Source organism: Micromonospora sp. CA-269861 (assembly GCF_050948505.1).
GTDB lineage: Bacteria > Actinomycetota > Actinomycetes > Mycobacteriales > Micromonosporaceae > Micromonospora.
The window spans coordinates 4,857,131-4,877,925 of record NZ_CP192014.1; the positions used below are offsets into that span (position 1 = coordinate 4,857,131).

The window sequence follows — 20,795 nt, forward strand, 5'->3', positions numbered from 1 at the left end:
GGTAGGGCTGGATCGACCGGTGGCGCGGCCGGGCCGAGAGCCCCCGACCGCGTCACCGGTCGCCCTCGTCCGATCGCCGGTCAGCGGGCCAGGCCCGCTTTCAGCGCAGCGCCGAGCTGCACCGCGCGACGGGCGGTGAGCGCGCAGGCCTCGAGCGCCACGGCGTCCGGCGCGATCTCCCCGTTGTTACTGGTGTGCGAGGGGCCGTACGGGTTACCGGCGATGAACTGGCTGGTGTCGGTGTAGCCGGGGGTGACCACCACACCGCCCCAGTGGTAGAAGACGTTGAACAACGAGGTCAACGTGGTCTCCTGCCCCCCGTGCGAGGTGCCCGTCGAGGTGAAGGCGGAGTAGACCTTGTTGACCAGCCCACCCTGGGACCAGAGCGGGCCGGTGGTGTCGATGAACTGCTTCAACTGGGCGGCGATCAGGCCGTACCGGGTCGGCGCGCCGAGGATCACCACGTCGGCCCAGGTGAGGTCGTCGAGCATCGCCTCGGGCACGTCCTGGGTCTCCAGGTGGTGCGCCTGCCACCCCGAGTTGGAGCGGATCGCCTCGTCCGGCGCCAACTCGCGCACCTTGCGCAGACGCACGTCGGCGCCGGCATCCCCGGCAGCCTCACACACGGCCTGCGCCATCTGGTAGGTGGTGCCGGTGGCGCTGTAGTAGATCACCGCTACCTTGGTCTGGGCAGCCATCAGAGTGTCCCCTTCTCGTCGCGAGTCAGCTCCCGCGACTACCCGCTGCGGGCGCGCTCTAACGACCGGCCCACGCGCTCCCGGACACCGGTCCGCCGGCTCAAGTTTTCCGCAACTTCCCGGTCGTTCCGGCCCGACGCCGCGCGTGGACGACGATCCTGATGCCATCGGTGCCGGCGGGATCGAGCCGCCGCCCCGCACCGGGCACCTGAACGGGGGATCGCGCTCCGCCGGCAACGGCGCTGGCGCAGCGCGATCAGGGGAGGACCGCTCCCGCGCCCCCGCCTCGGCTCAGCGGACCAACGTCGCCATCAGCCGGTCCAGGTCGGCCGCCGGGTCGACGGTGAGACCGGTGTGCACCGGCCCGGTCTGGATCATCGTGCTACGCGGCGCGGCCAGCCAGTGGAACCGCTCGCCGAGCCGCATCCGGGTCGCCGGCCCGTCACCGGAGCAGGTCCGGTCCCAGGAGTCGAGCACCGCGGCCACCGCCGGAAGGTCGACGTCGGGTGCCAGCGCGCGAACCCGGTCGGCGTCCAGGTGCGTCCGCGCGGCCAGGAAGTCGCGCTGCTGGCAGTAGAGCAACACCCCGACGTTGATCTGCTCGCCGCGCTCGATGCGGGGCACGAGCCGGATCAACGCGTACTCGAAGGGTTGCCTCATGCCGCGCTCCCCGGTGGCAGCCAGTCGGCCGTGCGGGCGACGCGGGCCGACAGGTGCGTGAGGTACGCGTCGCGCGCCGCGTCGGCCGTCTCGAAGTCGGCGGCGGTCAACCACTCCCCCGGCACCAGGGCCAGCACCTCGGTGAGCAACTCCGGGGTGACCTGCGGGGCCAGCTCGGCGTCGGCCTCGGCCAGCCGCGACGCGTACGGCGCCAGCACGTGATCCTCCGCGCGGTAGGCCCGGTGCACAGCGGCCTCGGCGCGCGGCCAGTTGTGGTGGAAGTACAGCGAGGCGCCGTGGTCGATCAGCCACAGCTCCCGGTGCCAGACGAGCAGGTTCGGATTGCGCCAACTCCGGTCGACGTTCTCCACGTACGCGTCGAACCAGAGCACCCGGGAGGCCAGCGTCGGGTCGACGGGGTGCGCCACCGGGTCGAAGCCCAACGCCCCGGGCAGGAAGTCCATCCCCAGGTTGGCGCCACCGCTGTTGCGCAGCAGCTCCTGCACCTCCTGGTCGGGCTCGGCCCGCCCGATCACCGGGTCGATGTCGAGGACCACCAGCGGCGGCACCCGCAACCCCAGCCGGCGGGCCAACTCACCGCAGATCACCTCGGCGATCAGCGCCTTGGGGCCCTGCCCGGCGCCGCGGAACTTCGCCACGTAGGTGCCCAGGTCGTCGGCCTCCACCACGCCCGGCAGCGACCCACCCTCGCGCAGCGGGGTGACGTAGCGGATCGCGGTGACCTGGCGGAGCACGCCGCCCACCCTACTGTGACCGACCGGGACGGGTGGCGGGCCGGCCCGGACCGGCCCGCGCGGGTCAGTCGAGCTTGTCGCGCAGCTTGTCGACCTGGGTCTGCAGGCGGTCCACCGCGTTCTCGTTGTTGACGAACGTGGTGATCCCCGCGGCCAGACCGAGGCCGATCAGCACGGCCAGGATGCTGAGCACCAGGCCGCCGATCGACACGCCACGGCCAGTGACCCCGGGTCGGCTCGCCATCTTGAGACCGACGATGCCGAGGATGATCCCGATGATGCCGAGCACCAGCCCCAGCCAGGCCAGGATCGCCGTCAACACGCTGAACAGGGCGGCCACTCCGAACACCAGGGCGAAGGTCGCGGCGGCGCTCGTCTTGGCGCGGGTGTCCCCCCGATGGCTGCGGGACCCGGCCGTTACGCCGGAACCCCGGGCCGGCTCGCTTGCGGCAGTCATGAGATTCCCTTCCGTACGCGCGGCGCGCGTACTTCCGGCGAGCCGCATTCCCCCGACGACCGCCGTTACGCCTCCCACCAGCAGAAGTGTCGGTGCTCGGCCCTAGGCTGACCGCCCGGCCACGATAAGGAGCGCCCGATGCCTGTCGACCTCAGCGCGGCCGACGCGCTGGCGCTGCGGATGACCAGCCTGCTGCTGCGCCCGCACCCGAGCACCCGACCCGACACCGTCGCCGAGGTGGTCGAGTGGTTCGGCGCGATGCAGGCACAGGACCTGGCCAGTGGGTTGTGGTCGCTGGGCGCACGGCTACCCGGCCGGAGCGTCGCCGACGTGCAGGCGGCGCTGGAGCGGCGTGAGGCGCTGCGCACCTGGCCGATGCGCGGCACCGTGCACCTCGTCCCGCCCGCCGACGCCCGCTGGATGCTGGAGCTGACCGGCGTACGGTCGCTGGCCGGCGCGGCGACCCGCCGGGCGCAGCTCGGGCTCACCGAGGCCGACGCGGACCGGGCGGTCGACGTCCTCGGCACCGCGTTGGCCGGCGGCGGTCGGCTCACCCGCGCGCAGTGCCTGGCCACCCTGCGGGCGGCCGGCCTGGGCACCGACGGGCAGCGCGGTTACCACCTGCTGTGGTATGCGAGCGTTCGCGGCGTGACCTGCGTGGCCCCGAACGTCGGCACCGACCAGACCTTCGCCCTGCTCGACGAGTGGGCGCCCCGCTCCCACCGGCTGGACCGGGACGAGGCGCTGGCCCTGCTCGCCCACCGCTACGTTCGCGGCCACGGCCCGGTCACCGACCGCGAGTTCGCCACGTGGAGCGGGCTCACCCTCACCGACGCCCGACGCGGCCTGACCGCCGCCGCCGACGCGCTGAGCACGGTACGCGTCGACGGCACACCGATGTACGTCGACGCGGCCCTGGCCGACGCGCCGCGCCCCACGCCCGACGACATGCTGGCACTGCCCGGCTTCGACGAGTACCTGCTCGGCTTCCGGGACCGCACGTTGATGCTCGACCCCGCCCACCAGGCGGCAGTGGTGCCGGGCAACAACGGCATCTTCCAGGCCACAGTGGTCCGCGCCGGCCGGGTGGTGGGCGTGTGGAAACGCAAGGTCGGCCGCACCGCGGTCACCGTGACCATCCAACCGCTCACCACGCTCGACGCCGCCGCGCGGGAACGGGTGGAGCAGGCGCTCGGGCGCTACGCCGACTTCCTCGGGCTGCCTCCCCGCTTCGACTGGCTGACCTGACCCGGTCGCGTCACTCCTCGGCGGCAGGTGTCGGTGCGGCCGGTCCCGGGCGGGCGGCGCTGAGCAGGTCCACGATCCGGGTCACCCGGGGGTCCGCGCGGATCTGCGCCACGCTGGCCGGCAGCGGCAGCCGCCAGTTCGGGTACTCGTCCACCGTGCCCGGCATGTTGGGTTGGCGCACCTCCCCCAGCACGTCGTAGAGGGAGACGCCGAGCAGCCGGGTCGGGCTGGCCGCGAGCGCGGCGTGCATCGCCACCACCACCTCGCCGTCGTCGGGCGTCTTCGCCGGTTCAGCCGACGCAGACCCCACAGCCGACGCAGACCCCACAGCCGGCTCGGGCAGCAGGTTCTCGGCAGCCAACATCGTGAGCAGCCGCTCCCGATCGGCGGCGGCCCGGGCCCGCTCCACCGCCACGTCGGCGCCGAGCAGCTTCAACTCGTCGCGCACCCGCACATGCTCACCGGTCAGGAAGCCCGCCGCCGTGGGCAGGTCATGGGTGGAGATCGTGGCGAGGGCGTTACGCGGCCACCGCGCCGGCGGAACGAAGTCACCCGCGTCGTGGCGGGCGAACCACAGCACTGTCGAGCCGAGCATGTTGCGCCCCCGCAACCCTCGGGTCACCGCCGGTTGGACCGTACCGAGATCCTCACCGACCACCACCGCGCCGGCCCGGTGCGCCTCCAACGCGAGAATGCCGAGCATCGCCTCGGCGTCGTAGCGCACGTAGGTGCCCTCGGCCGCGCCCCCACCCGGCGGCACCCACCACAGTCGCCACACGCCGGCGACGTGGTCGACCCGCAGACCACCCGCGTGCCGCAGAGCACGCCGCAGCATGTCCCGGTAGGCGGCGTAGCCGGTGGCCGCGAGCCGGTCCGGACGCCACGCGGCGAGCCCCCAGTCCTGGCCGAGCTGGTTGAAGTCGTCCGGCGGCGCGCCGACCCGCACACCCTGGGCCAGCACGTCGGCGAGCTGCCACCCGTCCGCGCCACCCGGGTCGATCCCGACGGCCAGGTCGTGCACGACGCCGACCGGCATCCCCGCCGCGCGGGCCGCCGCCGTGACGGCGTCGAGCTGCTCGTCACAGAGGTGTTGCAGCCAGGCGTGGAAGGCGACCCGATCGGCGAGCTGCCGACGCTGCTCGGCGACCGCCGGGCCGTCGGGATGGTGCAGCTCCGCCGGCCAGGCACGCCAGTCGTTGCCGTGCCGCTCGGCGAGCGCGCACCAGGTGGCGAAGCTGGCCAGCGCCGGGTCCGCAGCAAGATCCACCGGCTGGGCGTACGGGTGCAGCAACTCCAGGGCGTGCCGCTTGGCGGCCCACACCTCGTCGTAGTCGATCAGGGGACCCCGGTCGGGACGCAACGCGTCGACCACCGCGCGAGTCGCCGGGTCCGTCGCACGGTACGCGGCGGTGTCGCTGACCCGCAGGTAGAGCGGATTGACGAAGCGTCGACTGGCCGGCGAATACGGTGAGGTGGCCACCGGGTGCGCCGGCCCCACCGCGTGCAGCGGGTTGAGCAGCACCAGCCCCGCCCCGGTGGCACCGGCCCACCCGGTGAACTCGGCGAGGTCACCGAGATCGCCCATGCCCCAGGAGCGCTCCGAGCTGAGCGCGTAGAGCTGGAGCATCCACCCCCAGGTCCGCGGCGGCACCGGCAGCCGGCGCGGCACCACCACAAGCGTCACCTCCCGGTCGGCGCAGGCCAGCCGGTGCCAACCCAGCGGCAGGTCGGCCGGCAGCTCACCGTCGACCGCGCGGCGACCACCGTCCTCCACTGTCACCACACCCGGGCCGGGCAGCGCCCGGCTGCGGCCGTGGGTGAGCACGACCGTCTCCGGCAGGACGCCCCGGTCGACCGCACGGGCGGCGGCGAGCCCGTCGGCGATCGCCGACGGGCTGGTGGCGTCCACCCCGAGCAGCCCCAGCACACCCACCACTGTCTCCGGTGCGACCTCGACGCGGCGGTGCCGCCAATCCTCGTACCAGGTGGAAACACCGTGCGCGTTGGCGAGCGCGGCCAATCGTCGATTCATCCCATCCCCCGCCCCACGACGCGACCTGCAACCACCCTCCCACGCCCGGCCGCGCCGCGCAGGGCACGCCCCCACAGCGCCGATCTTGCACTTTCTGTCCCGACACAAGGGGCATTCCACAGATGTCGACATCCGAAAGTGCAAGATCGGCGCGATCGGGTTGGTCAGTCGGCGAGCGCGCCTGCCGCCTTACCCTCGTGCAGGGTCAGGTTGCGGCCGTTGGCCGGGTCGAACAGGTGGATCTTCTCCAGGTTGAACCAGACCCGCCGCGTCTGCCCTTCGGCGACCGGGGACTCAGCCGACAACCGGGTCACCAGGTTGCCGCCGGCACCGGCGAAGTCGGCCGCGCCCGCGTCCGCAGCCAACTCCTCCAACTCGGCGGCGCTGGCCTTCTCGCCCTCGACAGTGAAGTAGACGTACTTGTCCGAGCCCATCGACTCGACGATGTCCACCGGCGCCTCGAACTCCATGCCCCGCCGACGGGTGTCGTCGTCGACCAGTTCGGCGTCCTCGAAGTGCTCGGGCCGGATGCCGAGGATCAGCTCGCGGGGCGCGTCGGCCGCCTCCAACTCCCGGCGGACCCGGTCACCGAGCGGCACCTGCCCCAGGGCGGTGTGCAGCTCGCCGTCCTGCACGGCGGCGTGCAGGAAGTTCATCGACGGCGAGCCGATGAAGCCGGCCACGAAGAGGTTGCGCGGGTGGTCGTACAGCTCCTGCGGGGGGCCGACCTGCTGCACCGCGCCCCCGCGCATGATCACCACGCGGTCGCCGAGGGTCATCGCCTCGGTCTGGTCGTGGGTGACGTAGACGGTGGTGGTGCCGAGCTGCTTCTGCAGGCGGGACACCACGGTGCGCATCTGCACCCGCAGCTTGGCGTCGAGGTTCGACAACGGCTCGTCCATCAGGAACGCCTTCGGCTGCCGGACGATTGCCCGGCCCATCGCCACCCGCTGACGCTGGCCGCCGGAGAGGTTGGCCGGCTTGCGGTCCAGCAGCGAGGTCAGCTCCAGCACCTTCGCCGCCTCGTCGACCTTGCGGTTGATGGTCTCCTTGTCGAGCTTCGCCAGCCGCAGCGGAAACGCCATGTTCTCCCGCACTGTCATGTTCGGGTACAGCGCGTACGACTGGAACACCATGGCGATGTCCCGGTCCCGGGGAGCCTTGTCGTTGACCCGCTGCCCGGCGATGCGCAGCTCACCGGAGCTGATGTCCTCCAACCCGGCGATCATGTTCAGGGTGGTGGACTTTCCGCAGCCCGAGGGTCCGACCAGGATCACGAACTCGCCGTCGGCGATTTCCAGGTCGACGTCCTGCACGGCGACGGTCCCGTCCGGGAAGCTCTTGCTCACCTTGTCCAGCACGATGTCAGCCATGACTACTCACCTATCCCTTGACTGCGCCGGAGGTCAGACCGGACACGATGCGACGCTGGAAGAAGAGGACGAACAGGATGATCGGCACGGTGATCACCACGGCGGCGGCGCAGATCGCCCCGGTGGGGTCCTCGAACTGCGACGCGCCGGTGAAGAACGACAACGCGGCCGGCACCGTGCGGGACCGCTCGGTCGAGGTCAGCGAGATGGCGAACAGGAAGTCGTTCCAGCAGAAGATGAAGACCAGGATCGCCGTGGTGAACAGCCCGGGCGCGGCAAGTGGCGCGATCACCCGCCGGAACGCCTGCCCCTGGGTGGCGCCGTCCATCTTCGCGGCCTTCTCCAGATCCCACGGGATCTGCTTGAAGAACGCCGACAGCGTGTAGATCGCCAGCGGCAGCGCGAAGGTGATGTACGGCAGGATCAGCCCGAGCCAGGTGTCGAAGATCTTGAGCTGACGCTCGATCTCGAACAGCGGCGACACCAGTGACACCTGCGGGAACATCGCGATCAGCAGGGAGACACCGACCAGCAGCTTCTTGCCGGGGAAGTCCAGCCGGCTGATCGCGTACGCGGCCATCGCGCCGAGCACCACAGCGATCAGCGTGGCGATCAGCGCGACGCCGATCGAGTTGACGAGTGCCCGGACGAACTGGTCGGTGTCGAAGATGGTCCGGTAGTTGTCGAGCGTCCACTCCCGGGGGATGAAGTTCCCGTCGGTGAGGGTGGCCGGGGTCTTGAACGACAGCGACGCGATCCACAGCACCGGGACCAGCGCGAAGACGACCACGAGGACGTCGAGCAGACCCCAGCGCAGCTTTGCCCTGGTAGTGGTTTCGACAGCCATGTCAGCGCCTCTCCCCGTCGTCGCTGCCCGGGGCAGCGGTGCCGAACAGCTTCACGAAGACGAAGGCGATGATCGCCACGGTGATGAAGATCAGCACCGACATCGTCGAACCGATGCCGAGGTTGAGGCCCCGGATCAGGTTGTTGTAGGCGAGCATCGACACCGACGACGTCTCGTTGCCGCCGGCGGTCAACACGAAGATGTTGTCGAAGACCCGGAACGCGTCCAGGGTGCGGAACAGCAACGCGACAAGGATCGCCGGCTTCATCACCGGCAGCATCACCTTCGTGAACTTCTGCCAGGCGCTCGCGCCGTCGGTGGACGCCGCCTTGAGAAGGTCCTCCGGCACCAGCGCCAGCCCGGCCATCAGCAGCAGCGCCATGAACGGGGTGGTCTTCCAGATCTCCGCCAGCATGATGATCGCCAGGGAGCTGGCCCGTTCGGTGAGCGGCGCGCCGTCGCTGAACAGGTCGGCCAGGTAGCCGGTGCCGGGCGTCCAGGCGTACCGCCAGGAGAACGCCGCGACCACCGTGACGATCCCGTACGGAATCAGCGCCGAGGTCCGGACCAGGCCCCGGCCGACCAGGGTGCGGTGCATGATGATCGCCAGGCCCATACCGAGCACCAGCTCGACGGCCACGGTGACCACCGTGATCAGCATGGTCACCCCGAACGCGGTCCACCAGAACTCGTTGGTCAACACGGTGACGTAGTTGTCCAGCCCGATGAACTTGCGCTGGTCGGGGAAGCGCAGGTCGAAGCGCTGCAACGACAGCCAGACCGAGTAGATGATCGGGTACGCGGTCACCGCGATCATGACCAGCGCGGCCGGCGCGCAGAGCAGCAGGCCGAGCTTGCGTTCGGCCTTCTTGTTCTCGCTCAACGGGGCCTTGCGACGGCCGCCCCGCTGGGCGGGCACTGTGGCGCGCTGGCCGTCGGTCTGCTCGGGCGTTTCAGTGGTGGCGGGCCGGGTCATGGCAGGACCCCCTTGGACTGGAGCGCGTCGGCGATGGCGCCGCGCAGCTCGTCGGCGGTCTGCTGCGGACGGATCCCGGACGGCGGCGACAGGATCGCCGACATCACTGTGGAGATGCTCTGGTAGGCGGGGGTCAGCGGGCGTGTCGCCGGCTCCTTCAGCTCCTCCAGGATGGTGTCCTTCATCGGGTACGCCTCGGTCATCTCCGGGTCGTCGAAGACCGCCTCGATGGTGGGCGGCACGCCGTCGTTGATGGCGGAGAACTTCTGGTGCTCGGCGCTGCGAATGCACCGGGCCGCCTCGAAGGACTGCTCCGGGTGCTTGGAGTAGGAGCTGACCGCCAGGTTGACCCCGCCGATGGTGACCTTGCTGGGGGTGCCCTCGTCGATGCCCGGGATCCGGGCCCAACCGACCTGCTTGGCCAGCTCCGGGTTCGCCTCCTGCAGGGCCGGGTAGACGAACGGCCAGTTCACCTGGAACGCGCCCGAGCCGGACTGGAACTCCAACCGGACCGGGTCCTCGGTGGCGTTGCTGAACGACGGCGAGGTCACGCCCGACGTGGCGAACTTCTTCAGCTGCTCCAACGCGCGGACCGTGCCGTCGTCCATCACGGCCTTCGTACCGTCGTCGTTGAGGATCTTCCCACCGGCGCTCTCGGCCAGGGTGTTGTAGAGGACGACCAGACCCTCGTACTGCGCACCCATGGTGAGCACCTGGTACGGCTTGCCCTGGTCCTTGAGCTGCTGGGCCGCGCTGATCATCTGGTCCCAGGTGGTCGGCGGCTGCGGCACCAGGTCCTTGCGGTACCAGAGCAACTGGACGTTCGTGTTCTTCGGCGCCGCGTACAGCTTGTCCTCGTACCGGGCGGTGTCCAACGGCCCGGCGAGGGTGCCCTGCTCGACCTCGGCCTTGTCCTGGCCGGTCCACTCGCGGATCCAGTCGGCGCTGGCGAACTCCTGGGTCCAGGTGACGTCCAGCCCGAGCAGGTCCATCCCGCTGTCCTCGGCGGCCAGCCGGCGCACCATCTGCACCCGCTGGTCGTCGGCCTGCCGGGGCAGCACCCGGTAGGCGATCTCGTACCGTCCCTGGGCCTGCGCGTTGCAGTCGTCGACGACCTTCTGCAGGTTCTGCTCGGGCGGGTAGTACAGGTTGATCGTCGGTGGGCCACCAGCGTCGTCCGCGCCGCACGCGGCCAGCGGCGCGACGAGTGCCAGCGCGGCAGCCGCCGCGCCCAGCCGAACAACCGGTCGGCGTCGGTGTCGAGCCGTTTCGGGGTCCGTCATCGCCCTCCCCCTCTCCTCGGCGAAAGACCGGGGAGGGCATCCGTGCCCCGGCGCACGGCGAGCCGACTCCGAGTCGGCAAGCTGCGGAAACGCCCGGCCCGGAAGCTCTTTGCGGCTACTCTGCCCCACCCGTGAAGTCGCGAAACCTGGCTGTCACAGCGGAGGTCGGCTTTGGTATTTCGCGACGCCAAACAGCACCACCGGTGGTGGTCGCGGAGATCGCCATGGTCCTGGCCGCGCTCGCGGCCGCCACGGCGTTGGCGCGTCGCTTGTCACTGCGCGAGGGCCGGACCGCCTCCGGCAGCCCGCACCCGGACGCCACCAGAGTCGAACCCGCCTGACGGTACGAGCAGCGCCAGCCTGGAGTATGACAGGTGTAAGCTGCGCGTATGACAGAGCCTCAGCGTCGCTTCACGATCTCCGTCCCCCCGGACGTGAGTCAGATCCTGGAGAGCCAGGGCAACCGCATGGCCAGTGCCTACGTCACGGAGTCGGTGCGTCGGCGCAAGCGGGTGGAGCAGCACAAGGAGTTGTTGCTCGCCGCCGGTATTCACGTCAGCGAGCAGGGTGTGGCCGAGGCTCGGGCCCGCCGCCTGGGCGTGGAGGCTGAGTGGTCTGCGGAGCGCTTCGAGGCGGAGCGCGCCACGATCCGCGCCGCCATGGAGGCCGAGATGAACGGTGACGACACCGCACCCCGCGCCGACGCCGCATGAACTCGGAGACAACACCACCAGTTCGACTCATCCTGGACCGGTCGGCCCTGCTGGGATACGCCGTCCTCCGGACGGTGCACGTGGGCGAGCCCGTCCACGAGGTGATTGAGGACGGGGTGCGGTTTGGGGTGCCGGTGGTGGCAGCGACCGAAGCGTTGACCATCGCGACCGGCAAGGACCTGGCCCTGCTGCACAAGCTGCTGGCCCTGACTTCCTGCGCGCTACTGCCCGAGCAGGCGGAGGATCTACCGGAGCTGACCTTCTGGCAGCGCAGAACCCACCGTTTCGACCTGGCCGCGGCCGCCGTGGCGGGCCTGACCCACGACGCCGCGGTGCTGACCAGTGAGGGGCCCGGATACTCCGACGGGGTGCCACTGATCCACTTTCCGGGATGAACGACGGCGGGCCGGGCGTCAACTCCGGGCCCTGGCCCAGGAGAGGAAGCGCTCGGTCATCCTGGCCGGTGGATGATCCGGGTGGAGTTGGGTGAGCTGGTTCGTCGCCTCGTGCATCAGGGTGCCGAGATAGATCAGCAGCGCCGTCCTGCTGGTCCGGTACTCCGTCAGCAGGGCAAGCTTGGCCGGCTGGCACGGCCACTCCTTGCCACAGTTCCGGCACCGCCACAGCGGGCGCATGGCGACGTGCGGTACGGGCGGCCGGACCACCATCACCGCCACCGCGCCGACGGCTGCTGGACTGTCGGGGTGAGCACATCGACCTCCTCGGGGACGGGGAAGGGGCCGCTCCCGCAAGGGGGAAACGGGAGCGACCCCCGGAGGGCAGGGCCCACCGCCGCCATTCCGGCCACCAGCGGACCCGCCACTGGTGACAGTCTGGTGATGAGGCGACTACCGTCGATACGTGCTCGCGCCATCCGTGCAGCTCAGCGGTCCAGGTGAGCACCCGTGAGGGACACGCCGAGCCAGACTGAGCGAAGGTTGGGGAATCGATGGGGACCGTCACCGACTACGTGCTGGAGGAACTGCGCCTGTTCCGGACGGGGTTAGGGCTCAGTCAGGACGACTTCGGCAGGGGCATCGGCTATTCGGGTTCGCACGTCAGCTCGGTGGAGACCGGCGGGCGACCGCCCACGAAGGAGTACATGAGGGCGGTCGACAACCAGCACCACACCGGCGGGCGCTTCCTCCGCATGTTGGACGGGTTGGCCCGGCTCGACGCCGAGCCGGCCTGGCTGCGCGAGTGGATCGAGTTCGAGCGGGAGGCGACCACGCTGCGCTGGTTCGAGTTGGCGTACGTGCCGGGCCTGCTCCAGACCGAGCGGTACGCCCGCGCGACGCTTGCCGGTGGCCGTTTCGACGCCGAGGACGTGGACCGGATCGTCGCCTCCCGGCTGGAGCGGCAGGCGATCCTGCACCGCCCGCGCCCGCCGCAGCTCATCGCCGTGCTGGACGAGGCGGTGCTGCGCCGACCGGTGCTCGACCAGCCGGGGCTGATGGTCGAGCAGTGTGAACACCTGGTCCAGTTGGCGACGGCGGAGCATATCCAGGTGCACATCGTCCCGACGGATGCTGGGATGTATCTGGGAATGGGCGGTCAGTTCATCATCGCCGAGATGCCGGACGGTGAGCGCGTGACCTATGCCGACAACCAGCTCACCGCACAGATCGTCGATGCACCGGCCGACGTCGCTAAGCTGGCGAAGACGTGGGAGATCGTGCGGAACGAGGCGCTCCCCCGCCGGCAGTCAACCGAGCTGATCAAGGAAGTGGCGAAGTCATGGGCATGCTGACCCCACAGTGGCGGAAGTCGACCCGGTCCGGCGGCAACGGCGGGGCCTGCGTCGAGGTCGCCGACAACCTGCCGAGCGTCGTGCTGGTGCGCGACACCAAGGACCGCGACGGCGGCACCCTGCACCTCGACCCGACAGCCTGGAAGGCGTTCGTCGCGTACGCCAAGCAGCACTGAGCAGCGCCGACACATGATCGCGCGCTTCAAGGACCTCTGCCTGGACGCCACCGACCCGCTCGCGCTCGGCGGCTTCTGGGCCCGGATGCTCGACGGGGACGTGGCCGACGCCGGTGACGACGACACCCGGGTGGACCCGCGCTCGGCGCGCTCGAAAGCCGAGTCGATCTGGGTAAACAAGGTGCCCGAGCCGCGGGTCGGCAAGACCCGCGTACACCTGGATCTGCGGGTGGCCGACGCGGACCCGGCGGCGCTGCTCGCGGCCGGCGCCCGGCTGGTCCGCGAACCGGCCGGCGACGACACCTGGTGGGTGTTGGAGGACCCGGAGGGCAACGAGTTCTGCGCGTTCCCCGCCCGGGAGGGCACCCGACCGGGCCCGTTCGAGCTGGTCGTGGACTCGGCCGACCCAGCCGCCCAGGCGACCTGGTGGGCCGGCGTGCTCGGCGGCACCGTGGAACACGAGTCGACCACCTCCTCGCTGGTCGGCGCGGCCGGGTTCCCCTGGGAGTACTGGGTCTTCGCCGCGGTGCCCGAGACCAAGACGGTCAAGAACCGCCTGCACTGGGACGTCGACCTGACCGACCCGGAGCCGATGGCGCTGATCGCGGCGGGCGCGACGCTGCTGCGGGAGCCGCTCGACGACGCGCACTGGTGGTGGATCCTGGCCGACCCCGAGGGCAACGAGTTCTGCGCCTTCGCACCACGCCCCACCGGGTGAACGACCGACTACCCAGCGCGGGCGTCGTCGGCTAGCGTTTTCCTAGCGCCGTAGCCGGCGCGTTCGCCGCCGCCGTCGACACGCCTCCGGCCGACCCCATGCCTGCCCGATCGGTTGGTAATCGCGGGAACACCCCACCGCCGCACCCCCGGTTCGGCAGGATCGTCCCAACGAGGAGGTGCCGTCGTGCAGGACACCCGCGCTCTCGCCCTGACGTTCGAGGTGAGCGGCCTGCCACCGGTCAAGACCGAAGCGTTGTCCATCTTCGCCGCCGGGCATCGGCAGGCGACGAGGGTCCGCACCCTGCTCCAGGCCGCCCTCGTCGCGGCCCAGCGCACCGGCTGGACGCCGTTGCCCGGGCCGATCGAGGTGGATCTGGTGTTGCGATGCCCGCCCGGGCACCGTACGTCCGACGCCAGCACCCTGCTCGGCGGCGTGTGCACGGTGCTGCAGGACAAGAAGCGGGTGTCGACCATCGGCCTCACCCACCTCGGCGTCCTGGTGGACGTCGCCCTCTACGACGACGACCGGCAGATCCGCAGGTTGTCGTACCACGAGGAGCCGGCGGAGGACTTCTCGTACCAGGTGCGGGTCGCCGCCGTACCGACCGGGGTTTGACCGACGTCCGCGGTGGGGTATCGCGGACGCCGACGAAGGGAGCACCGATGTCGGAGCCACATGTCACGCTCGACCCCCGCGGGCTCGACCCTGTGCAGCAGAAGCTGCGCGGCCCACTGGAGGAGCAGCTGACCTCGGCGCTTCAGGCGGCCACCGACCGGGTCCGCGCCGACTACGCCGGTGAACCGGTCGAGCAGGTCTGCCAGCGCTTGTTGGAGGAGACCCGCTCCGGGTTGCATCCCGACATCGCTGCCGGGTTCAACCCGGACATGGACGAGTTTTGCCGGGTGGCGGTGGCGATCGTCCGGCGCGAGGCCGGCTGAGCCGCAGCGGCTGTCAATATCGGCTGAGCTGGGCGTACGGGCTGAGCACGATGCGTGGTGACAGCGCCGGGTCCAGCCAGTTGAGCACGTCGACAAGGTGACCGTGTGCGAGGGAGACGCAACCGGCGGTGGCGTTGCCCGCGCTGGTGCTGAACTGGTGCAGGAAGATCCCGCTGCCCGCATTCGGCACCGGCTTCGGCACGTTCGGCGGCATGTTGTAGGTGATCACCGCGAAGTGCGTGTACGCGGGGACCTCCTTCCACAGCGCCTCGCTGGCCCCGCCCGGGTTCGTGTCACTGTGCTGGAAGGTGTTGTAGCGCGACGACGACGGATTCTCGTTCCACCAGTCACCGCTGACCAGCCGGTGGTACGGGAATCGCACACCCGGGTTGGCGGAGATGCCGTACATGGTGGGGCCGATCGAGTAAACACCGGTCGGCGTGGTCGGCACACCCTCCACGTGGTTGTCGCTGAAGCCCTTCGAGCCGATCCGGGCGGGCAGCACCTCCGAGGCCGGCTGCCAGCCGTTCCAGACCCGCACGTACGCCTCCAGCGTGGCGTAGGTCGTGGAGTAGCTGCTGGCGCCGACGATGATCACCTGCTTCGTCGCCGCCGGCAGCGTGGTCAGTTCGCGGGCCCGGTTCGGGCGGTGCTGGCCCGGCACGGGTCGCTGCCCCGGGCCCGTGCTCCACGTCGGCCGCAGCGGCCCGCTTCCGGCGAGCGCGGGCGCGGCCGGAGTGAGCACGGCCGGGGCGGCCAGACCTGCCGCCGCGCCCAGCAGGAGAGATCTGCGCTTCATGCCGCCATCCTGACAGTCGAACCGACGCGCGGTCTGCCCCGTTCCGCGCGCTTGAACGATTCGCGGGCGGGTCAGGACCGAGTCCGCAACTACCCGGCCCTGACCCTCGGCCGTCCGGCGGAGGAGCGGACAGCTCCGGCACCCCGCCCGCGCGGGCGTGACACGACGCCGCGCGCCGGAACGGGGTGAGCCGGCCACTCCGCACTCAGCTCCACGGTGCTCACCCGCCGAACGCCGACGCGCCCCGACACACCCCGGAGGGCCGTGAGCGCCGGCCCAGGCTAGGCAGGCTCCGATCGGCCGGACAAGCCGCGTCGGCCGGCCGACGGCAGGACTGACCCCACAGTGAAAATCGGGCAGGTCGGCGTAACACGATCATGATCGGCGACGCTGTTTGGCTTCGCCACGGTCAGAAGTGCCCCAGCAGGTCACGGAACGCGGCGAGCCGCAGCACCCCGCCGTCGGTCGGGTCCAGCTCGTCCTCCTCCAGCACCCACGTGTTCGCGTTCGGAATGAACACCGCGTTCAACCCGGCCGCCCGCGCCGGCAGGATGTCGGACTTCGGGGAGTTGCCGATCATCCACGCGCCGGCCGGCGCGAAACCGTGCTCCCGCGTGAGCCACCGGTACGTGTCGACGTTCTTCTCCGCGACGATGTGCGCGGCCCCGAAGTGGTGCAGCAGGCCGCAGGCGTCCAGCTTGCGCTGCTGCTCCTCCTGGTCGCCCTTGGTCAGCAGCAGCAGCTCGTGCCGGCCGGCCAACTCGTCGAGCACGTCGGCCACCCCGGGCATCAGCTCCACCTGATGCTCGACGAGGGCTACCGCCAGCCGGTCGATCTCCTGGCGTTCGGCGTCGGTGGCCGGCCGCTCACGCAGCCGCTCCAGGCACTCCGCCAGGCTGCGCAGGAAGACCTTGCTGCCGTACCCGTGCGCCACCGCGTTGGCCCGCTCGATGTCGTCGAGGACGGCCCGCAGCTCGGCCCGGTCCAGGGTGGGGTGGTCCAACCAGCTCAAAAAGTCGTCGATCACCCGCTCGAAGACGACGTTGTTCTCCCACAACGTGTCGTCCGCATCAAAGATCAACACCTGCGCCTGCCGCCGCGCCGCCACGCCGACCGTCATGCCAATCCCCTCCCCGCGCCCACCACCCGGTTGACCGGGAGACAGGATAGGCGGCAGACGAACGGCGAAGCCCATGATTTTTCCTCCACTCGACAGGTTCGGGACGGCTCCTGAGGAGTACGGCATGGTCACCATGAAGTGGGTCACCGGCGCGGCGGTGCTGGCCTGCGCCAGCACGCTGGTGGCGTGCCAGGGCAGCGCCGACAAGGCACCAGGCACCGCGGCGGGCACGCCGACGCCGTCGGGCGCGGTGACGAGCACACCGACGGCGGGGGCTCCGGCCACCTCGGCGGCAGCGGCGGCCGACCCGCTGCTGTCCGGCAAGCGCGAGGTCACCATCACCCGGGTGCAGGGCTCGGGGGACGCGCTGGAGCTCAGCGGGCGGCTTGAAGAGGGCGGCGACACCGGCGGTCGCACCCTGTTCGTGCCGACACCGATCGGCGGGGACCGGTACGTGATCAGGGCATTCGGCGCGAAGGACGGCCACCCCGCCAACGACGACCCATCCTGCTGGCAGGTGAACGGCCTGGACATCGAACCCGAACTGACGATCGGGGGCGTCGTCTGCGACCAGGACGACCCGATCCAGCGGTTCACCATCATCGCCAAGGGCAACGGCACGTACGCGATCGGCAGCGAGACCCGGTTCCTCCAGCACCTCCCCGGCAACGGCCTCGTGCTCAAGGAGTTGGGCAACGCCGCGCTGAACACCACGTTCCGGTTCGCCGACAAGGGCCCGGCCGACCGCCAGCCCGTCAACTGACCACGATCGGGGGTGTCGGCGGCGGCGCGGTCACGGGCCACCGCAGCAGCCGCTGCGCGATCAACGCTTCGCGTTCCTCCTGCCCCTCGGGTCGGAGCCGGCCGCCCCGGGTCAGCATCACCACCCCGTGCAGCAGGCTCCAGCCCACCTCGGCGAGGGTGTCCGGGTCCCGGCCCTCGGCCAGCGGGGTCAGGGCCGCCCGCAGCTCGGCGAAGACCGCGCGCGGCGCGGCCGGCACACCATCCACGCCGAGGGCGAGGTCGGGGGTCAGCGCGAGCATCGCGTCATAGACCTCCGGATTCGTGTACGCGAAGTCGAGGTACGCGCTCGCGACCGCCGGCCAGACCCCCTCGGGGCTGCCAACGGTCTCCGCGTGCGCCTCGGCGAGATCGGCCGCCAGATCGGCGAAGGCGCACACCGCCACGGCGGCGATCAGCGCCTCCAGATCGGCGAAGTGCCGATAGATGTCACCCATGTCGATCTCGGTCCGTTCGGCGAGCCGTCGGGTGGTCACACCCGCCCAGCCCTCCGTCTCGGCCAACTCTCGCGCGACCGTGACGATGAGGTCACGCCGGTCCTGTTCAGTGGCCTTCTCGGCAGGTCCGGGCACGCCCACGAGCGTAAGGGCGTACGCCTGCCGTAGCGGCCGGGTGACGGATTGGTGACTGTTGTGGCGCGCCGCTCCCCCCACTCCACGTGCCACTGCCGCCTCCTGGCTCGTTAGGCGAGGAGATCACCGCGACGGGAGGACACGTGGTCGTTCGGCGGCACCGGCGCGGGGCGGGCCGATGAGGAACACGAGCGGCGTACGGCTGCTTCGCGACGACGCCACTCGCCAGCGGGCGACCTTCCTGGAACTCTTCCTCGATCTGGTCTTCGTCTTCGCCCTCACCCGGATCTCCGCGCGGCTGATCGTCGACTTCACCGACGGCCAGCGCGGCGTGTACGCGGGCCTCGGCCAGGCCCTGCTGTTGTTCCTGGCGCTGTGGGCAGTGTGGTCGGTGACGGTCTGGTCGACCAGTTGGCTGGACCCGGACGCCCCGATCGTGCAGACCGTCATCATCATGACGTTGGTCGGTGCCATGACGATGGCCGTCGCCGTACCCGATGCCTTCGGCGCACGGGCCGCACTCTTCGCCATCACCCTGGTGACCCTCCAGATCGGCCGAGTGGTGTATTTCCACGTCGCCGGGCACGGCCGGCCGGACCCACAACAGTCCATCCGCATCCTGTTCTGGTTCGTCCTGAGCGCACCGCTCTGGGTCGTCGGCGGGCTGGTCAACGACGGCACGGTTCGCGGGGCGCTCTGGACCCTCGCCGTGCTGATCGACTACACCGGGTTGTTCCTCGGCTGGCCGACCCCTCGACTCGGCGCGCAACGACTCGGCATCCAGACCATCGCGGCCGAACACCTGGCCGAGCGGTACCAACAGTTCCTCCTCATCGCTCTCGGCGAGGCGATCTTCGTCATCGGGCTCGCCTTCAGCGGCAGCGAGTTCCACACCGACCAGACGGGTGGTTTCGTCCTGGCGCTGGCGACCACGGTTCTGCTCTGGCGGATCTACTTCCACGTGGCGGGCGGGGTGCTGGACGCGGCCATCGACAGTTCCCGCAATGCGGCCCGGCTCGCGACAGACATGGCGTTCGCCCACATGGTCATGATCGCGGGGATCGTGCTGACCGGCGTCGGCTTCGAGCTGTTCATCACCGAGCCGCTCGGGCACCTCCCGGCGGCTTGGCTCATCGCCATCGTCGGCGGCCCGGGGCTCTTCCTGACCGGACGATCGACCCTCGAATACCAGGTCTTCGGCCGGGTCTCCCGGTCCCGGCTCGCCGGCCTGCTGGCCCTCGGCCTGCTGACACCGGTGGCACTTCACCTCCAGCCGCTCACCGCCGGCGCGGTCGCCGCCGTGGTGCTGCTCGGCGTCGCCGGAGCAGACGCGCGACGCTCACACCACCGGTCGCCGGAGACACCCACGCCCCCGTACTAGTCGGCGCTCTCGGCCAGACCGTCAGCGGCGCAGGACCGTTTCGCTCCGCATGTGCGACAGCTTCTCGGGGTTACGCACGGCGTAGACCCCGCTGATGAGACCGTCGTCGATACGCAGCGTGAGGACCGTGTCGACCTCGCCGTCGAGCCGCAGAACCAGCGCCGGGTGACCGTTGACCTGGGCGGGGTGCAGCGACATGGTCGTGGTCCTGACGTGTGTGCTGCACAGCAGCCGGGCCACCTTGTCGGCCCCGGCGACAGGCCGGAGCACGGCCTGTTTGATCCCGCCGCCATCGCCGAGGAGCACGACATCCGGCGCGAGGACGTCGAGCAGGGCCTGCACGTCGCCGGTCTCGATCGCGAGCCGGAACGCCGTGAGCGCACGTCGGGTTTCGGCCGGCGAGACCATCCCACGGGGCCGCCGCGCGGCGACATGCGCCCGCGCACGGTGGGCGATCTGGCGGACCGCTGCCGAATTCTTGTCGACCGCCTCGGCGATCTCGTCGTATCCAAGGTCGAAGACCTCACGGAGTACGAACACCACCCGCTCGGTCGGCGCGAGTGTCTCCAGCACCAGCAGCATCGCCATCGAGACACTCTCGGCGAGTTCGACGTCGTCGGCGACGTCGGGTGTGGTCAGCAGCGGCTCCGGCAACCAGGAGCCGACGTAGGACTCCCTGCGCCGGCCGACCGCCCGGAGCCGGTTGAGCGACAGTCGGGTGGTGATCCGGACCAGGTAGGCACGCTGGTCCCGCACCGCCGGAAGGTCCGCGTCCGCCCACCGCAGCCAGGTCTCCTGGAGTACGTCCTCCGCGTCGGCGGCCGAGCCGAGCATCTCGTAGGCGACGGTGAAGAGCAGGTTCCGGTGGGTGACGAACGCGTCGACAGCGCGGTCACCGTGGCCGTCCGCACTCATGATTCCGCCCCAGCGTCCATGTGTCCTCCAGTCTCGTCGAACTCGACCGCGCCGCCCACCAGACACCGGCCACCCGCCTTCTGTGACGCCAGGCGCCGGTGCTCCTCGTCACCCGACGAACTGTCACAGCGCACCGACCGGAGGTGTCTCCTGTCTGACCCGATACGGAGGGAAACTCATGAACCTGGCTCTGTGGATCGCGGCCGGACTGCTGGCCGCGGTCGCCCTGACCGGAGGCATCACCAAGATGTTCGTACCCAAGGAGAAGTTGGCCGCGATCAACGGCGGAGGGTGGACCGGCGGTGCCAGCGTCGGCTTCGTCAAGGCCCTCGGAGTCCTTGAATTCCTGGCCGCGGTCGGTCTCATCCTGCCCGCCGCGCTGGACATCGCACCGGTGCTGGTGCCGGTGACCGCCATCTGCTGGGTCCTGCTGATGGTCGGCGCGATGATCACCCACCTGCGCCTTGACGAGGCGAGGTTCATCGGGCTGAATCTGATCTACCTCGCGGTGGCCGCGTTCGTGGCCTGGGGCCGCCTCGGACCCGAGCCCTTCTCCGGCTGACCTGGGCCCACTGCCGCC

26 protein-coding genes are annotated in these 20,795 nt (G+C 70.5%); 12 read left to right on the plus strand and 14 right to left on the minus strand.

Annotated elements, in window-relative coordinates; all coding sequences use genetic code 11:
- Positions 1–80: 80 nt before the first annotated feature.
- The 4 genes from wrbA to ACQP0U_RS22120 form a co-directional block, all read right to left on the minus strand.
- Positions 81–698, minus strand: a complete 618-nt coding sequence (gene wrbA / locus ACQP0U_RS22105; protein ID WP_433310185.1) for an NAD(P)H:quinone oxidoreductase — start codon at positions 696–698, stop codon at positions 81–83.
- A gap of 291 nt (positions 699–989) precedes the next feature.
- A complete protein-coding gene (locus ACQP0U_RS22110) occupies positions 990–1,358 on the minus strand; it encodes a DUF3037 domain-containing protein (RefSeq protein ID WP_433310187.1) in 369 nt (122 codons plus the stop codon).
- On the minus strand, positions 1,355–2,113 hold the full coding sequence (locus ACQP0U_RS22115) for a HipA family kinase (RefSeq protein WP_433310190.1): 759 nt from the start codon (positions 2,111–2,113) through the stop codon (positions 1,355–1,357). The genes ACQP0U_RS22110 and ACQP0U_RS22115 overlap by 4 nt, the downstream gene beginning before the upstream one ends.
- Before the next feature lie 64 nt (positions 2,114–2,177).
- Complete coding sequence (locus ACQP0U_RS22120) at positions 2,178–2,570, minus strand: hypothetical protein (protein ID WP_433310192.1); 393 nt, start codon at positions 2,568–2,570, stop codon at positions 2,178–2,180.
- Between the two features lie 138 nt (positions 2,571–2,708).
- On the opposite strand from ACQP0U_RS22120, the gene ACQP0U_RS22125 reads away from it, so the two are divergent.
- The gene (locus ACQP0U_RS22125) at positions 2,709–3,818 is read left to right on the plus strand and encodes a winged helix DNA-binding domain-containing protein (protein ID WP_433310195.1); all 1,110 of its coding nucleotides are present in this window, start codon (positions 2,709–2,711) and stop codon (positions 3,816–3,818) included.
- Between the two features lie 10 nt (positions 3,819–3,828).
- Here ACQP0U_RS22125 and malQ read toward each other — a convergent pair whose 3' ends face one another.
- The 5 genes from malQ to ACQP0U_RS22150 all read right to left on the minus strand — a co-directional run bounded on the left by malQ (position 3,829) and on the right by ACQP0U_RS22150 (position 10,329).
- A complete protein-coding gene (malQ, locus tag ACQP0U_RS22130) occupies positions 3,829–5,850 on the minus strand; it encodes a 4-alpha-glucanotransferase (RefSeq protein WP_433310198.1) in 2,022 nt (673 codons plus the stop codon).
- A 164-nt stretch (positions 5,851–6,014) separates the two neighbouring features.
- Positions 6,015–7,223, minus strand: coding sequence for an ABC transporter ATP-binding protein (locus tag ACQP0U_RS22135; RefSeq protein WP_433310201.1), 1,209 nt, complete (start codon positions 7,221–7,223; stop codon positions 6,015–6,017).
- Between the two features lie 10 nt (positions 7,224–7,233).
- Positions 7,234–8,070: a carbohydrate ABC transporter permease gene (locus ACQP0U_RS22140; protein ID WP_350853661.1), complete on the minus strand. Its 837-nt coding sequence runs from the start codon at positions 8,068–8,070 to the stop codon at positions 7,234–7,236.
- 1 nt (position 8,071) lies between these two features.
- Positions 8,072–9,046, minus strand: coding sequence for a carbohydrate ABC transporter permease (locus ACQP0U_RS22145; protein WP_433310204.1), 975 nt, complete (start codon positions 9,044–9,046; stop codon positions 8,072–8,074).
- The gene (locus tag ACQP0U_RS22150) at positions 9,043–10,329 is read right to left on the minus strand and encodes an ABC transporter substrate-binding protein (protein WP_433310207.1); all 1,287 of its coding nucleotides are present in this window, start codon (positions 10,327–10,329) and stop codon (positions 9,043–9,045) included. Before ACQP0U_RS22150 ends, ACQP0U_RS22145 begins: the two co-directional genes overlap by 4 nt.
- A gap of 203 nt (positions 10,330–10,532) precedes the next feature.
- Here ACQP0U_RS22150 and ACQP0U_RS22155 point away from each other — a divergent pair, with 203 nt between their 5' ends.
- The 3 genes from ACQP0U_RS22155 to ACQP0U_RS22165 all read left to right on the plus strand — a co-directional run bounded on the left by ACQP0U_RS22155 (position 10,533) and on the right by ACQP0U_RS22165 (position 11,437).
- Complete coding sequence (locus ACQP0U_RS22155) at positions 10,533–10,670, plus strand: hypothetical protein (RefSeq protein WP_433310210.1); 138 nt, start codon at positions 10,533–10,535, stop codon at positions 10,668–10,670.
- 48 nt (positions 10,671–10,718) lie between these two features.
- Positions 10,719–11,042, plus strand: a complete 324-nt coding sequence (locus tag ACQP0U_RS22160; RefSeq protein ID WP_433310213.1) for a hypothetical protein — start codon at positions 10,719–10,721, stop codon at positions 11,040–11,042.
- Between the two features lie 137 nt (positions 11,043–11,179).
- Positions 11,180–11,437 carry a hypothetical protein gene (locus ACQP0U_RS22165; protein WP_433310215.1) on the plus strand — a complete coding sequence of 86 codons (258 nt, stop codon included), beginning with the start codon at positions 11,180–11,182 and terminating at the stop codon, positions 11,435–11,437.
- A gap of 18 nt (positions 11,438–11,455) precedes the next feature.
- Here ACQP0U_RS22165 and ACQP0U_RS22170 read toward each other — a convergent pair whose 3' ends face one another.
- Positions 11,456–11,710, minus strand: a complete 255-nt coding sequence (locus ACQP0U_RS22170; RefSeq protein WP_433310218.1) for a flavin reductase — start codon at positions 11,708–11,710, stop codon at positions 11,456–11,458.
- Between the two features lie 281 nt (positions 11,711–11,991).
- On the opposite strand from ACQP0U_RS22170, the gene ACQP0U_RS22175 reads away from it, so the two are divergent.
- From ACQP0U_RS22175 to ACQP0U_RS22195, 5 genes are all read left to right on the plus strand, one after another.
- Complete coding sequence (locus ACQP0U_RS22175; RefSeq protein WP_433310221.1) at positions 11,992–12,792, plus strand: helix-turn-helix domain-containing protein; 801 nt, start codon at positions 11,992–11,994, stop codon at positions 12,790–12,792.
- Complete coding sequence (locus tag ACQP0U_RS22180) at positions 12,786–12,968, plus strand: DUF397 domain-containing protein (RefSeq protein WP_433321018.1); 183 nt, start codon at positions 12,786–12,788, stop codon at positions 12,966–12,968. Before ACQP0U_RS22175 ends, ACQP0U_RS22180 begins: the two co-directional genes overlap by 7 nt.
- Positions 12,969–12,981: 13 nt before the next feature.
- The gene (locus tag ACQP0U_RS22185; RefSeq protein ID WP_433310224.1) at positions 12,982–13,686 is read left to right on the plus strand and encodes a VOC family protein; all 705 of its coding nucleotides are present in this window, start codon (positions 12,982–12,984) and stop codon (positions 13,684–13,686) included.
- A gap of 186 nt (positions 13,687–13,872) precedes the next feature.
- The gene (locus ACQP0U_RS22190; protein ID WP_433310227.1) at positions 13,873–14,304 is read left to right on the plus strand and encodes a hypothetical protein; all 432 of its coding nucleotides are present in this window, start codon (positions 13,873–13,875) and stop codon (positions 14,302–14,304) included.
- Positions 14,305–14,351: 47 nt separating this feature from the next.
- A complete protein-coding gene (locus tag ACQP0U_RS22195; RefSeq protein ID WP_030491206.1) occupies positions 14,352–14,627 on the plus strand; it encodes a hypothetical protein in 276 nt (91 codons plus the stop codon).
- Positions 14,628–14,640: 13 nt separating this feature from the next.
- On the opposite strand, the gene ACQP0U_RS22200 is transcribed toward ACQP0U_RS22195, so the two are convergent.
- The gene (locus tag ACQP0U_RS22200; RefSeq protein ID WP_433310230.1) at positions 14,641–15,426 is read right to left on the minus strand and encodes a L,D-transpeptidase family protein; all 786 of its coding nucleotides are present in this window, start codon (positions 15,424–15,426) and stop codon (positions 14,641–14,643) included.
- 409 nt (positions 15,427–15,835) lie between these two features.
- Positions 15,836–16,546, minus strand: coding sequence for an HAD family hydrolase (locus ACQP0U_RS22205; RefSeq protein WP_433310233.1), 711 nt, complete (start codon positions 16,544–16,546; stop codon positions 15,836–15,838).
- A gap of 124 nt (positions 16,547–16,670) precedes the next feature.
- Between ACQP0U_RS22205 and ACQP0U_RS22210 the strand changes: the two genes are divergently transcribed.
- The gene (locus ACQP0U_RS22210; protein ID WP_433310236.1) at positions 16,671–17,309 is read left to right on the plus strand and encodes a hypothetical protein; all 639 of its coding nucleotides are present in this window, start codon (positions 16,671–16,673) and stop codon (positions 17,307–17,309) included.
- On the opposite strand, the gene ACQP0U_RS22215 is transcribed toward ACQP0U_RS22210, so the two are convergent.
- Positions 17,302–17,919 carry a TetR/AcrR family transcriptional regulator gene (locus tag ACQP0U_RS22215; protein ID WP_433310237.1) on the minus strand — a complete coding sequence of 206 codons (618 nt, stop codon included), beginning with the start codon at positions 17,917–17,919 and terminating at the stop codon, positions 17,302–17,304. The two genes, ACQP0U_RS22210 and ACQP0U_RS22215, sit on opposite strands and share 8 nt — an antisense overlap.
- Before the next feature lie 178 nt (positions 17,920–18,097).
- Between ACQP0U_RS22215 and ACQP0U_RS22220 the strand changes: the two genes are divergently transcribed.
- Positions 18,098–19,300 (plus strand): low temperature requirement protein A, encoded by a 1,203-nt coding sequence (locus tag ACQP0U_RS22220; RefSeq protein WP_433310240.1) that lies wholly within the window; start codon positions 18,098–18,100, stop codon positions 19,298–19,300.
- Positions 19,301–19,321: 21 nt separating this feature from the next.
- On the opposite strand, the gene ACQP0U_RS22225 is transcribed toward ACQP0U_RS22220, so the two are convergent.
- The gene (locus ACQP0U_RS22225; RefSeq protein ID WP_433310243.1) at positions 19,322–20,215 is read right to left on the minus strand and encodes an RNA polymerase sigma-70 factor; all 894 of its coding nucleotides are present in this window, start codon (positions 20,213–20,215) and stop codon (positions 19,322–19,324) included.
- Between the two features lie 178 nt (positions 20,216–20,393).
- Between ACQP0U_RS22225 and ACQP0U_RS22230 the strand changes: the two genes are divergently transcribed.
- Positions 20,394–20,777 (plus strand): DoxX family protein, encoded by a 384-nt coding sequence (locus ACQP0U_RS22230; protein ID WP_433310246.1) that lies wholly within the window; start codon positions 20,394–20,396, stop codon positions 20,775–20,777.
- Positions 20,778–20,795: the final 18 nt, after the last annotated feature.